Source organism: Chitinophaga horti, assembly GCF_022867795.2.
In the GTDB taxonomy this organism is placed as follows: domain Bacteria; phylum Bacteroidota; class Bacteroidia; order Chitinophagales; family Chitinophagaceae; genus Chitinophaga; species Chitinophaga horti.
On sequence record NZ_CP107006.1, the window covers coordinates 4481929 to 4496044 of the forward strand.

Sequence of the window (14116 nt, forward strand, 5' to 3'; positions counted from 1 at the left end):
GACAATGAAACGACTCATATTATTATTGATATGCCTCACCGGCTTGCGTACTACTTATGCACAGCCGGCGGCAGATACATCCGATTTCTTTTTACTACGTGACTTGCAGGAAATCGTGTTCAGCCACCACCCGGTGGTGAAACAGGCAGCCCTGCTCAGCGAATCGGCCAGAGCCGATGTGATGCAGGCACTCGGTTACTTTGACCCGGCGGTGAAAGCAGGTTTCGATCAAAAGGTATTCGGCAACACCGATTATTTCAATCGCTGGACGAGTGAATTGAAAGTGCCGCTATGGCTTGCGGGCGCCGACTTAAAGATCGGGCATGACCGCGGTACGGGCGATTACATCAACCCCGAAAAACAAACCCCCTCTGTAGGGCTGTCGGGTATTGGACTGAGCATCCCGCTTGGGCAGGGATTACTGATCGACTCACGCCGCAGCACGTTAAGGCAGGCGAAAGTGATGGTGAATTATGCGGAGGCCGAACGCGTGAAGCAGATCAACGGCATGTGGTACAACATTGTGAAGGACTACTGGAACTGGTACTTTGCATACCATCAGTTCCAGTTGATCAGCGAGGGGGTTGATCTGGCACAAACCCGTTTTAAAGCCATCAGCCAGCAAACGTTGCTGGGCGACAAAGCCGCTATCGATTCCGTAGAAGCAGCCATCACCGTGCAGGACAGGATGATCCAGTTCGATAAAATGAAGATGGAATTGCTGAATGCACGATTGGTGCTCTCGAATCATTTGTGGGGCAACAACCAGCAGCCGCTGGAGCTGCCGGAAAACGCCAAACCGCAACCTACGCCGCAACTGATGGCCAGACCTTCCCAACAGGTGTTGGATACGCTGCTGCAGTTCGCAGGCGAAAGTCACCCCGACCTGGTAAAGCTGCGCACCAAAGGCGAGCAGCTGGCGATCGAACGCGCGTATCGGGCAGAAATGCTGAAACCGAAACTGAACGTTGGCGGCTCGTTACTCACCACCCGTCGTGACTTTGGCGGCGTTGTGCCTTCTTATTATGACCTCAGCTGGCAAAACTATAAAGTGGGGGTTGAATTTGCCCTCCCGATCTTCCTGCGGGCAGAACGGGGTAAACTAAAGGAAGTAAAACTGAAACAGCAGGAAGTACAGTACGACCTGCAACAATCTAACCGCGAAATACGCAACTCGGTATTGGCCAGCTACAACCACCTGGACGCCTATACCCGACAGTTGTCGGTACAGGTGAGCAGCATCGAGAACCAGCAAATGCTGCTGAACGGCGAAACGACCAAGTTCGAGTTGGGAGAAAGTACCCTATTCCTGATCAATAGCCGTGAATCGAAGCTAATCGACATGAAGATCAAGCGGGAAGAGATGATTTCGGGATACCAGAAGGCGCTGGCGGAGTTGTATTATAGGGCAGGGACAAGGTTGTAGATAGCGAATAGAAAAATAACGATAAAGAACCTTATATTGAGTGACCAATTTCACGTTAAATAATTGTTCATGACCCGCTATCTCTACCTACCTGTATTGGTTATGCTGATGACCCTGTCCCTGTCAGCCCAAACGCCCGTCCGCAAAGGCCCTGCCCCTGCGGAAGAAATTGCAAAAGCCCGGGAGGCGGTGACTTCGAATATGGATAACCTGAAAGCGCATACCACTTACATATATGCGCTCGGCCTGGACAATCCCCTGCTGGAACCGCAGTACCAGCAATGGATGAAGGAATATCCTTCCCACCTGAACATCCCTTATGCACTCGGTTTGGCTTTTCATGGCGCTGCTATGCCCGAATCCAGGTCCTACCTGCTAAAAGCCGCCGAACTTGCGCCGAAAAATACGCGGATACTAAACATGCTTTCTGACGATGCGACCCGGAGCGGGAACGATTCTTTATCGCAGGAATATATGAAACGGGCCATGCTGGCAGATACTTCCAACGCCACTCATGTCGGCGCATATCTGTTGCAATTCAGGGAGAGCGGTGAAAAAGACTATCCGCAGAAGGTATTCGATTATATGCAATGCTTTCCCGGTCATAGAATGGGCGCCACCTTATTATACTGGATGGCCCACACCGCAGATAAAAGCGACCGTATCAAATACCTGGAATTACTTCGTACGACTTTTCCACCTTCGAAATACAGCATGTCAGAATCAGGTACCACGGAGCTGCTGGACACCTACCTGCAAACGGATCCGGAAAAGGTATTAAAACTGATAGCGGAACTTAATGAAAATGATACCTGGCAATCGAGGCAACTTGCCGCATCAGCGCTGGTAAAGGTGAAGACACTGGAACAGCAGCACCGTTACCGGGAAGCCGTGGCGGAACTAGACCAGGTAAAACTTCCGAAATATAGTTTTACGGGAGATTTTTTGCCGTTGAAACGGGCGGCGTTATTAGATAAGGCGGGTGATGTAAAAGCAGCCTACGACAGCATTGCCGTTAAGTTCGCAAAAATACCGACCGACGAACTATACGATGCGTTAGTCCGTTATGGTCATAGACTCGGGAAAAACAAAGCTGCCATCGATAAGGAGATGAATGCTTTAAGGTATGCCTCCGCCAGGGCGGCTTATCCGTTTGAATTAGGACTTTACAGCAGCAACGCTTCGCTTCGTTTACAAGACCTCAAAGGAAAAGTAGTACTGCTTACGTTCTGGTACCCGGACTGCAGTCCGTGCCGGGCAGAGTTCCCGCACTTTCAGGCGGTGATGAACAAGTATAATAAAGAGGAGGTAGCCTATATTGGCGTGAATGTATATCCTGCGCAGGATAACTATGTGCAGACTTTTATGACCAATAGTAAATATTCCTTTACACCGTTGCGTGGCACGGCCGAATTTGCGAAAGAACACTTCGGCGCGGTGGGTATGCCCAGCAATTTTGTATTAGACAAGGAAGGCAACATCATATTCTCCAATTTCACGATCGGGCATAACAACCACCGCACGTTGGAATGGATGATATCGTCGTTGCTGGATAGGGAGTCTGCCGGGTACACAAATCGTTTATCGTATCCATGCTGCATGTAGAAAGCGCGCGGCCCCACGAGGTAAAGATCGGGTCCGTACAAATACCTATGGGCCGCACTTACCGCGATGCCTTTATGAAACGGCTGAAAAACAGCTGAAACGACTCAACCCCGAAATTTACCAGTTCAATCAATATTTACCACAGTTCGGCCTGGCAACCACACATTTGATGCAAATAGCAAGCACCTTTGCATGCAACGGAAACAATTGACCCCATAACGATGGTGCAAGACGCGCTATCTGACGAGCCAACTACAACGACAGTTATACCCCCTTTTAAAACACACACATGATGAAAATGCGATTAATGCTCCTGTGCCTTTGTGCGATGACAGCCTTTGGAACTTCCTGCAGAAAAGAAATCAACGGCGATGGCCCAACTAAAACAGAAACGCGCACGGCGACTGATTTTACCGCTTTAACGGTAAGCGTGCCGGCCGAAGTGGTAGTTACCCAGGACCCCACTTACAAGCTTACCATTGAAGCGCAAAACAACATTCTTGACGTGATCACTTCTTCCGTTCAGGCGAAGGAACTGCGCATCAAATTCAAAGACAACAAGAACATCGGCGACCACGAAAAGATCGTGATCAAGGTGAGCGCGCCTATGTTTAACAAGTTAACGATCAACGGTGCCGGCGAAATCACTTCCAGCAACGCGTTGACGGGTACAGACCTGTCGCTGAAAACAACCGGTGCTTCGAAGATCCGTTTGCTGAGTGCCACCATGACGGCCAGCCTGGATGCTTATATCTCCGGCTCGGGCGACATTGAGGTGTTGGCGGGACAGGCGGCTTCCGGCAGGCTTACGACCTCCGGCAGTGGCAATATCAACATGATCGATGTAACGGTTAAAAAAGTAACGGCCAGCATCACCGGCGCCGGTAATATCCGCAGCGATGCAACCGACGAACTGAAGGTGAAAATTGCAGGCAGCGGCTCAGTATTTTACAAAGGCACTCCAGCGATCGACTCTGAAGTATCCGGCTCGGGCTCGGTGAAAAAGATCTAAACTTGTTTATGACTGATAATTGATAAACCACAAAAAAAAGCCGGTCTGTAATGGACCGGCCTTTTGATATTTAGAAGTTCATCCACACGATGTACGCTTTCTTATCCCTCCCCCGCTTTTCGATCATCATGGTCGCAAGTGTCTTCTCATCCTCCGACCAGGTATTCATTTCCAGCTGGCAAAAGCGGCTTTCACTCTTGTTTTTAGGTTCTCCGAATAAATAAGACTTCACCATAGACTTGCCATCGAAGTAAGCGTATATAGTATTCGCATCGCTGATATACCGCACCGTCTTCTTACTTTTCGACGTTTCTGATGCTGCATCCGTATTCTTCGGATAGTCGTTGTAAATCACATAATCGCGGCCATTCGCCAGCAGGTAATCGTACGAGTAAAAACCAGATATATTCTTAAACCCTGCCTTTGCCCTGAAGTTCCAGTTGGACAGGCGGCGCGTGTTCACTTCAAACATATCCAGGGTTGTTTCTACGGTTTGATTCTTAGCGATCGCGTAACCGCGCAACTCCTTTCCATCGAGATTGGCATTCATCACGCCTATCGCGCCCAGGTCCGTAAAGTAACGTGAGCGCGTGGACGTACTCGTGCGGCCGTTGGTCGTGGTGGTAGATACCGATGTCGTTGTGTAATTATCCAGCTCTTCGAACATATACGTGATCGTACTATCGCGGTTCAGCCTGAAGTCCTGGATAACGCCGAAGTACTGGCGCTTCAGCTTGAGACGATCGGCGGCATACTTGGTGAGCTGCGGGTGTTCGAGGAAGTAATGTTTTTTCACATCCAGGCTGGCCGGGTCGATGATGTGCATCTCCAGCGCATAACCGGTTGTTTTCTTACCCTTATCCATCAAAGGTTTGCGGCCTACACTTTCGGCGTCTACGGCAGTCAGGAAGTACAGCAAACCATCTTCCTGCCGCTGGCGGATGGCAGTGCGCACTCTTTTGTAATCATCTGTATAGTCGAGCACCTTAGTCTCAAATTCTTTTTCGCCTTTAGACAGGCTGCCGAGCAGGATGCGGGAATCCTCACCGCCACTGGCTTTGGTATTATAAGCATAACCGCCGAGAAACACGAACTGGTCTTTATCCACGTGCATATCCAGCAGCTGCAGGTATTTGTATTTCCCTTTGGGAGATCCGTAGTATGCACGGTTAATCATTTTGTGTTCCGGGCTAAAATGCCTCACTTCGATGCGCGCGTTGCGGTCGGACGATAAGGAGTTGAAAAGTCCTATAGCATAATACCCCGACCTGGGATCTTTACTGATGGTAAAATCGGGAATACTTAACCCGCCGAAGGCCATGCCGTAACCCATGCCTAAGCCGATACGTGGCAGGTCAGCGACAGCCAGCTCCTTCGTTTTACGGCCGGTTTTAGCATCGAAATGTAAACGATAAAGCACGGGCTTCCGGCTTTTCACGTACATCATAAATACCACCGCTTCGCCGTTGATCTCATAGAAACCTTTCATCTGCGCCCTGCGCATTTTCTTTTGTTTCCAGGAGGATACGCGGTTGTTCATCTTCGTTTTCACGCGGTGTTTTTCGTCGTACACGGTTACGTCTATCCCTTTCTTTTCAGTAAAGTGAAAGAAAAGCGTATTGCCGTTACTCATCATTAATAACCTGCCGGAGCCGGATTCAGGTTCGTCGAATGCTGCGCTTCGGATATACGCAGGCGGGTTGTCTTGTGCATGGGCGGTGCATAGTACCAACAGGCAGCATAAACCGGCTAACAAATGTTTTAATTGCATAGGGATCGTTTGAAAGTGCTGCAAATATCCTAAAAAAAGGCACACTGATATCTACAAATACTGCCACTGATTCTCCATTGCCCGGCGGCCGCTTTTATACAACATTTGCATGAACCGCTAAAACCACACAATCATGTATAGCATTAACGCGGCCACCAAGGTGGCAAACATCAACGGTAAAGGCCTCACCTACCGCATCATCGGCGAAGGCGACCCTATCATTCTCTGCCAGCGCTTCCGCGGCAACCTCGACGATTGGGATCCCTTATTCCTCGATCTCCTCGCAGAAAATTACCAGGTGATCATCTTCAACTATAGCGGCATGGCATCGTCTACCGGCCCGCTTAATACAGACATGAAAACCTTTTCGCAGGACGTTATCGACCTGGCCGATTATCTCGCCATCGATCGCTTTGTTCTCGGGGGCTGGTCTTTCGGCGGATTTATCGCACAAGTGGTGGCTGTGAATTACCCGGCACGTGTGAAGCAACTGATCCTGATAGGCACCAAACCTCCCGGCCAGGTGAATCACGCCATGGAAGAAATCTTTCTTAAGACTGCTTACATCGAAAACTACACAGTGGAAGATGAAATGATCCTCTTCTTCGAACCCATCTCCGAAAGCAGCCGCCAGGCCGCAAAAGAGAGCCACGATCGCATTGCCGCCAGGACAGAAAAAGATGTAAGAGTAAAGCCGGAACACTGGCAATACTATGGCAGCGGGTCGGAAGACTTTACGAAAGACGCGATCAACGCCAGGCAGAAACTTATGGAAACAACCATCCCGATCCTTGTACTGTCCGGCGACCACGAAGTATGTTTCCCACCAGAAAACTGGTTCGACCTTAACCGGAAGATGCCGACCCTGCAAACAGTGGTTTTCCCCCGCGCAGGCCACGGCCCGCAACACCAGCACCCCGAAATGGCCACCAGCTACATCCACACATTCCTCGCCAACACCATTCAATAACATAAAATAAGATTACCATGAAAAGGGTATTGACTCTCCTTTGCTGGGCGCTGTTGCCCGGCATGACCGCTATTGCCGCAAACGACTGCGACTCTTGTCAGAAGTTTAAGAACAGCGACATCAATGAAACAGATTACAAAATTACTGGCGCCAGTGTGTACCACAACAAAAAGTGGGGACAGCTGGAATTTGAGATCATCGTGCAGGGACAGGCAGGCCGCAGTGTATCCAAACCCGCCGGCAAAATGAATGGCGCGCCGGTAGATGGCTATGTATTTCCCACTACTCTGTCCTCAGAAGATATTGGCTTTAGCAAAACCGAAGGGATCGTTGCACTGGCACTTACTGCGCACGCCGATTTTGACGACACGCCACTCTGGGATGAAGATGGCGACGGCGACTACGCGAATGATAAGATCATCTGGCACCCGCATTGGGTGGTGTTGGTAGAAGATAAACGTGTACCCGGCGGCCTGTCCGTAAAGGAATTTCCCGCAGGCGAAAAATCGTTAACGCTGCCTAAAACCAACCCGGGTATGCCGATGTACATGGACTCTCCCGGCTTCCACATCGTAACAGAAGGTAAGGCCATTCGGGTAGTTGTGCCGGACTACCGCGTAAGGTTTAAAACCGACTTTAAATACGATGCCGTAGGTGCCTACATGCAACTGGCCACCGGGGAAGGCGGCGAACATATGACGGGCGGCAAAATGCCGATGCTCGGCGTGTACAAGGTGTACAGCGTGTTGTCTAAAAACCTTTCCCTGCCCTACCAGGTGAAACAACGGTAATCCTTAACTTAGCCGGAAGCGTGTACCACGTATGCGCTTCCGCTATCAAACTTAAACGCAATGAAAGTAGCAGTTTACGATACGTATGTTCCGAAAAAAGATGGCACCGTCATGCACTTCGACATACTCGTGCCCGACACGATGAAGAACGAAGACCAGGTGTATGCCTATGGCCGCAGTTACCTGCAACAAAAAGAGCAGGAAGGCCAGCCCATGTCCACCAAAGAATGCCGCTTCTGCCATATAGAAGAAGCGACTGCGGAAGTAGTATCCGACATCGAAAGGCAGGGCTATTCCATCATCGAAATGCAGGGATGCAACTGATGAACGTGATCAAAGATAACCTGGCGTTCGTGCAGCAACGCATCGCATCTGCCTGCCAAAAGGCCGGACGGGAAACGGATGCAGTAAAGTTGCTGCTGGCAACAAAAACAGTATCTGCAGAAAATATTAAAGTGGCACTCGCGGCCGGCGCCAACCTGATCGGCGAGAATAAAGTGCAGGAGTTAAAGGAAAAGGACGCGGAATTAAGGGAGACGGGTGTGGACAGGCATTTTATCGGTCACCTGCAAACCAATAAGATCAAAGACGTATTGAAGTATGTAAGCTGTATACAATCAGTCGACCGCCTCGATCTCGTGCAGAAGCTGGATGCGCGGCTGCAATCGGAGGGCCGGTCGGTAGACATCATGATACAGATCAACACTTCATTTGAAGCGAGCAAATTCGGTATTCATCCCGACGAGGCGTTGACGTTACTCGAAGCTGCCGCCCGTTACGATACGCTAAACATAAAAGGCCTGATGACGATCGGACTGTTTGATGCAGATCCGGAACGTATCAGGCCCTCTTTTCGTTTGCTACGGCAAATCAGTCAACACGCCATGGATGCGGGCATACTACCTGCCGACGCCCGTGAATTGTGTATGGGCATGAGCGGCGACCTGGAAACGGCCATCAGCGAAGGCGCTACGATGGTACGTGTAGGCACCGCTGTTTTCGGCAAGCGGTTATATCCCGATAGTTACTATTGGAAAGAGTAACCACTTAGTCGTGTCCTTCTTGTTTTACTAATTTGTTATAGATGCCGAATAACAGGAACGGCGCGGCCCATTGTCCGAAAAAGAGCCCGGAGTGCCGTTTGCCCAGGCAATGCATGGTAACAGATAATCCCATTGCGCCAATCGCTGCCCACAGAAAAGTATCTGACGGGAGTTTAGCGGTTTGATCTTCAATCATTTTGGCCACTTTACCTTCTTCGTGCCCTGCGTTTAATGCTGCCATAAGAATTGTTTTTATGTGAATGATGAAATAAAACGTTGCTTTACGGGAACTGCGTTCTCAGGCGCTGCACATGCTGGAGGTGCATTTTTATACCAGGCAGATACTTGGCGGCGTAAGCCTTCACACTCGGCGATACGCTGCTGTCCACCGCCATCTGGTAGAGCGCAACAGCCTTCATATGGTCTACAATCTGCCCGCTCAGATAAGCAGTATCAAAGGTAGTACCGGTTAATGTTCTCATCGCCTGCTTCATTGCAATGTGTAACGAGTCGGGCGTGTTAGGCAGTGTAAGCGACCAGCGGTTACCTACATTTACCAGGTCCGACTGCGCGGTGGAGTGATCGCGGATCATCCCTTGTGCAAAGGCATTCACCGAGTCGTTCGTGGAAACAGAATCGGCCAGCCGGCCCATATCTACCTCATTCCAGTTTCCGTACGATGCCTCCACCATAAATGCGCGGTCACGTGCTGCCAGCGTTTCCGGGGTTGCATCGTCGTCATCGCTACAGGCTGCAAATACCATCGGCAGCGCCACCAGGCAAGCCATCAAAAATGCATGTCTTCTTTTCATACAACAGATATCTTTTAGATTGAATCCTCGGCAACACGTGCCTGTTCAAACGTTCACAAACGCCATGCGCCGTATCTGCTGCTGTATCCGCTGGTGCTCCGTATTAACCTGCTGCACGTACATCCACAGGAAGAGATGGCATTAAGGCTTGCTTAAACAGCCACAAAACGGTGGGGAAACGCTTCGCCGTTGCGTGGAGCTCATGGTTGAAAGTGCCGCTACTGGGATGAGCAGCACCGTCCCTGTAAAAATTAATTGTCATTAAGACAAATAAGGCTATTTTTAGGTAGATGAGCTTACTGCTATTCAACAGACTGTTATGAAAAAGATACTGATCCTACTCCTTGTATTACCATTTTTTGCCGCCAATGCACAGTACCGTACACCGGTGGTAAGAAAAGATATTCCGCTCGATTCTATCCGCCTCAGCGATCCGTTCATCCTGGCGGATAAAAAAACGGCGACGTATTATATGACCGGGACCGGCGGCATGCTCTGGAAAAGTAAAGACCTAAAAAAGTGGACCGGCCCATTCCATATCACACAGCCCGACACCACTTCCTGGATGGGCAATAACCCGATGATATGGGCGGCAGAGATCCATCAGTATAAAAACAAGTACTACTACTTCGCTACGTTCACCAACCGCAAAGTATTTATCGATACCGTGAAAGGCACGCCCATCGAACGCCGCGCTTCGCATATACTGGTGAGTGATAAACCAGACGGGCCATACGTTCCCATGGCCGATCCCACTTACCTGCCGGCTGATAAGCCTACACTCGACGGTACTTTTTGGGTGGATACCAATGGCAAACCTTACATGGTGTACTGCTATGAATGGCTGCAGAACTGGGACGGCACCATCGAAAAAATCGAACTGAAGCCCGACCTCAGCGGCTCCGTAGGCGACGGCGTGTTACTCTTCAAAGCCAGCGAATCTCCCTGGAGCAAAGAACGGAATGCAGAAGGTAAGGTCATTCCGAACAAGGTAACCGACGGCCCCTGGCTCTTTTACACGAAAACCGGCAAACTCGGTATGTTATGGACCAGCTGGATATTCGATGTGTATACGCAGGGCGTGGTATATTCGAAAAGCGGCACGCTCAACGGTCCGTGGATACAGGAAGCGCAGCCCATCACACCGCCCAACTTCGGCCATGGCATGATGTTCCGCACGTTTGAAGGCAAACTGCTGATGTCCCTGCACAGCCATAAAGATGTGAATGGCCGCACGATACGCATCCCGCATCTGTTCGAGGTAGATGATTCGGGCGACAAACTGATCGTCGGCAAACGTTATCAGCCTTAAATGTTAATGTTTTCACAATACCGTCGTAACATTCGCGCAACACTGGACCAATAGCTTTGGCAAAAAAAGTATGCCCAAAGCTTTACGCCTCTTCCTCAGCCTCATTTTAGTAACCATTATCTCCGGAAAGGCCTGGTCGCAAACCACCCAGGCGTCCTTCACCGGGAAAGTAACCGACAAAGAACGCAAGCCATTAGCCAATGCCAGTGTGCTCGTTAAAAATGAATCAACCGGCTTTACCTCGTCTACTGTTACCAATGCGAAAGGCGACTTCGTGTTTAAGGAGCTTCCCCTCGGTGGCCCTTATCACCTGCTCGTTACATTCGTTGGCTTCGGTGAGCAGAAGAAACCGGGCTTCACGCTTAACCAGGGCGATGTAGTCACCGTCAACTTCGAGTTAAGCAACAGCACCCGCGACATCAGCGAGGTGACCGTTACCGGCAACGCCAGCAAAACCCGTGGTAAAATCGAAAACCTCGGTGCAGCTACGGCCATCAACTCTAAACTGATGACCAAGATGCCCGTAAACGGCAGGAACTTCGCCAACCTCATGGACCTGTCCCCACTCAGCCGCGGCGGTAACATCTCCGGCCAGCTGGGCTCTTCTACCAACTACACCATCGATGGTATGAATGCTAAAAACCCTACTTCTGCCGGTGCTACCACCAGCCGTAGCGGTGCGCCTTACAGCATTTCCATCGAAGCGGTAAGGGAGTTTAAAGTAGTGACGAATCAGTATGATGTAACGTATGGCCGCAGCGGTGGCGGCACGGTAAGTGCGGTAACCAAATCGGGTACCAACACGCTCTCCGGTTCTGTATTCGGTTTCGGTCGTGCAGATTACCTGGCCAGTCCTTACGACATTCGTGGTAACAAGCGTAACAACGATTATTCTACTTATCAATATGGTTTCACTTTGGGTGGACCCATCATCAAAGACAAACTGCACTTCTTCCTCGCCTGGGACCACCAGCAGGACATGCGCTCGCTCATTATCGCCGACATCCGTTCTGCAGCAGACGAAGCCAGGCTCGGCATCACCAAACAGATCCTGGATTCTACCGTAGGCATCGCCCGTAACCAATACGGCGTATCCAACAACACACAATACGGCGCCTTCGATAAAAAACGCGCATCCGATGCAGCGTTTCTTCGCCTGGACTGGCAGCTGAACAAAAACAACCTGCTGACCATCCGCGACAACATGACCAATGACAAAAACAAACTGGGCCTGGTAGATAACACCGCCATCAACCTGTACGAGTCGACTGGTAATGACTTCAACTTTGACAACAGCCTGATGGCGAGCCTGCGTTCTTCCATCAACTCAAGGCTCACGAACGAACTGAAAATTCAGCACCTGTATACCCGCCAGAGCAGCGAGCCCGGCGACGAACTGCCATCCGGCAACATCCCGAGGGCGATCGTGGAGCGTGTGGCGTCCTCTATCAACGGCGCTAACCGTACGACCAACATTCAGCTGGGTGGCCACCGTTTTGCGCAGGAATGGTTTAAGAACCACGTGTTCCAGCTCGTGAACAACCTGTATTACAATACCGATGCGATCCGTTACACCTATGGTGTTGACTTCATGTACACCCACGCACGTTCTGTGTACGGCAGTGAAGTGAACGGCCGTTTCCATTATGATGGTTTGCAGAACTTCATCAACAACACCCCTTACCGCTACTACCGCGAAGTGCCTTTGAATGAAGACAACAGCGTCGTATCCAACATCTTCAATATCGGCCTGTACGGACAAATGCAAACCAAACTGGCGAAGGGCCTGGAAATGACTGCCGGTCTGCGTTTCGATTATGCACAGTATCCTTCTGCTCCGTTTAACCAACTGGTGTATGACGAGCTGGGACTGCGCACCGACAACAAACTGCGCTCTTTCATCGCACAGCCGCGTATCCAGTTTACCTGGGACGTGAATGAAAATCATACCGATTACTTCCGCGCAGGTGCTGGTGTATTTGCATCCGACATCAATAACTACATGGTGATCAACAACCTGGTATTTGATGGCAAACACCTCGCGACTGTAGACGTAAGAAACCCGAACGTACCGGCGGCTGATTTCGATGCTTACCGCAAAGGTGGCAACGCGCCAACCCTGGATGCCTTCCAGGTACCGACTATCAATATGAACGGTAAAGATGTAAAGATCCCGATGGTGATCAAGAGTAACATCTCTTATACCCGCTTCCTTACAGAACGCCTGAAAGTAGGCGTGACCGGCTTTATGACTTTGGGCAGGAACAACTACCTGTACGTTGACCGCAACATGTCCAAAACACCACTGTTCACATTGCCTAACGAAGGTAATCGCGGTGTATTCGTTCCGTTGGAAAGCATGCCTGCGAACGGCGCGGCCGACTGGCAGCGTGGCCGCATCAGCACCGAACTGGGTCGCGTACTGGAACTGAACAGCGATGGTAAAGTAAACCAGTTCGCGGTAGTACTCGATGGTACCTACAACTACTGGAAAGATGGTGAAGTAACTTTGAGCTACACCTGGAACGATACCAAAGACAATATCTCTTTCAACGGTAACGTAGCAAATACTTCTACGCTGTCACTCCCGGTAAAAGATGACCCGAGAGATGTGAGCAACATCACTTATTCTGATAACCAGTTCCGTCACAAAATAGTGTTCTTCGGTACCTCTCCGACCATTGCTGGTTTCAGCATGGGCATCCGTTACTCCGGCATCGGCGGCACCCGTTACAGTCTGCTGTCTGGCGCTAACACCAACGGCGACTTCGTAGGCACCAATGACCTGGCTTACGTATTCGATCCTAAGAGCACTGCCACACCCGCAGCACTGGCTACCGCGCTGCAAAAACTGCTGGACAATCCGAACGCCAGCCAGAGCCTGAAAGATTATATCACGAAATCTGTTGGTGGTATCGCTGAAAGGAATGGTGGTGTAAATGGTTTCTACGGCGTGTTTGATCTTCGTCTTGCTTACAAGCTGAAGCTCACCCGCGTGAAATCACATGCGATCGAAGTTTCTGCGGATGTATTTAACGTAGCCAACGTGCTGAACAAAACATGGGGCGCCACCAAAAACTGGGGCAACACCGCACTATACGGTCTGCAACCCGGCCAGGGCTTTGACGCGACCAATGTTCGTTATAACTACAACGTAAACAACTCCGGCCTCGTAACACCTTCCGGCGATCCTTACCAGGTGCAGCTGGGGCTGAAATACAGCTTCTAATCTCTTTCTCAGAATCATAGCAAAAAAAGTGGTGCATCGTTCCCGGTGCACCTTTTTTTTGCCTAACGCTGTGTGACACCCGTTGCGTATTTGCTGCGTGTTAGTCACTACCTCATTTTCATCTTCGTGGCGCCCTGGTTTGCTG

Annotated in this window: 12 protein-coding genes; 9 read left to right on the forward strand and 3 right to left on the reverse strand. The window is 50.4% G+C overall.

Features of this window, described 5'->3' with window-relative positions; all coding sequences use genetic code 11:
- The first annotated feature begins 4 nt into the window (after nt 1–4).
- The 3 genes from MKQ68_RS17985 to MKQ68_RS17995 all read left to right on the forward strand — a co-directional run bounded on the left by MKQ68_RS17985 (nt 5) and on the right by MKQ68_RS17995 (nt 4043).
- Nucleotides 5–1426, forward strand: coding sequence for a TolC family protein (locus MKQ68_RS17985; protein WP_264280321.1), 1422 nt, complete (start codon nt 5–7; stop codon nt 1424–1426).
- Between the two features lie 69 nt (nt 1427–1495).
- On the forward strand, nt 1496–3031 hold the full coding sequence (locus MKQ68_RS17990; RefSeq protein ID WP_264280322.1) for a TlpA family protein disulfide reductase: 1536 nt from the start codon (nt 1496–1498) through the stop codon (nt 3029–3031).
- Between the two features lie 292 nt (nt 3032–3323).
- Entirely contained in the window at nt 3324–4043 is a 720-nt protein-coding gene (locus MKQ68_RS17995) for a head GIN domain-containing protein (RefSeq protein WP_264280323.1), read from the forward strand.
- Nucleotides 4044–4113: 70 nt separating this feature from the next.
- Here the strand turns inward: MKQ68_RS17995 and MKQ68_RS18000 are convergent, their stop codons facing one another.
- Nucleotides 4114–5814 carry a hypothetical protein gene (locus MKQ68_RS18000; RefSeq protein ID WP_264280324.1) on the reverse strand — a complete coding sequence of 567 codons (1701 nt, stop codon included), beginning with the start codon at nt 5812–5814 and terminating at the stop codon, nt 4114–4116.
- Between the two features lie 133 nt (nt 5815–5947).
- On the opposite strand from MKQ68_RS18000, the gene MKQ68_RS18005 reads away from it, so the two are divergent.
- From MKQ68_RS18005 to MKQ68_RS18020, 4 genes are read left to right on the forward strand one after another with little or no spacing between them, the layout of a single operon-like run.
- Nucleotides 5948–6784 (forward strand): alpha/beta fold hydrolase, encoded by an 837-nt coding sequence (locus tag MKQ68_RS18005; RefSeq protein WP_264280325.1) that lies wholly within the window; start codon nt 5948–5950, stop codon nt 6782–6784.
- Nucleotides 6785–6801: 17 nt separating this feature from the next.
- On the forward strand, nt 6802–7575 hold the full coding sequence (locus tag MKQ68_RS18010) for a hypothetical protein (protein WP_264280326.1): 774 nt from the start codon (nt 6802–6804) through the stop codon (nt 7573–7575).
- Nucleotides 7576–7635: 60 nt separating this feature from the next.
- Nucleotides 7636–7899 (forward strand): DUF2024 family protein, encoded by a 264-nt coding sequence (locus MKQ68_RS18015; RefSeq protein ID WP_264280327.1) that lies wholly within the window; start codon nt 7636–7638, stop codon nt 7897–7899.
- The gene (locus MKQ68_RS18020) at nt 7890–8618 is read left to right on the forward strand and encodes a YggS family pyridoxal phosphate-dependent enzyme (protein ID WP_264280328.1); all 729 of its coding nucleotides are present in this window, start codon (nt 7890–7892) and stop codon (nt 8616–8618) included. Before MKQ68_RS18015 ends, MKQ68_RS18020 begins: the two co-directional genes overlap by 10 nt.
- A 4-nt stretch (nt 8619–8622) precedes the next feature.
- Here MKQ68_RS18020 and MKQ68_RS18025 read toward each other — a convergent pair whose 3' ends face one another.
- Both MKQ68_RS18025 and MKQ68_RS18030 read right to left on the reverse strand, forming a co-directional pair.
- On the reverse strand, nt 8623–8859 hold the full coding sequence (locus tag MKQ68_RS18025; protein ID WP_244842129.1) for a hypothetical protein: 237 nt from the start codon (nt 8857–8859) through the stop codon (nt 8623–8625).
- Between the two features lie 40 nt (nt 8860–8899).
- Nucleotides 8900–9430 carry a DUF4142 domain-containing protein gene (locus tag MKQ68_RS18030; protein ID WP_244842131.1) on the reverse strand — a complete coding sequence of 177 codons (531 nt, stop codon included), beginning with the start codon at nt 9428–9430 and terminating at the stop codon, nt 8900–8902.
- 319 nt (nt 9431–9749) lie between these two features.
- On the opposite strand from MKQ68_RS18030, the gene MKQ68_RS18035 reads away from it, so the two are divergent.
- Nucleotides 9750–10742 (forward strand): glycoside hydrolase family 43 protein, encoded by a 993-nt coding sequence (locus MKQ68_RS18035; protein WP_264280329.1) that lies wholly within the window; start codon nt 9750–9752, stop codon nt 10740–10742.
- Between the two features lie 70 nt (nt 10743–10812).
- Nucleotides 10813–13971 (forward strand): TonB-dependent receptor, encoded by a 3159-nt coding sequence (locus MKQ68_RS18040; RefSeq protein ID WP_264280330.1) that lies wholly within the window; start codon nt 10813–10815, stop codon nt 13969–13971.
- Nucleotides 13972–14116: the final 145 nt, after the last annotated feature.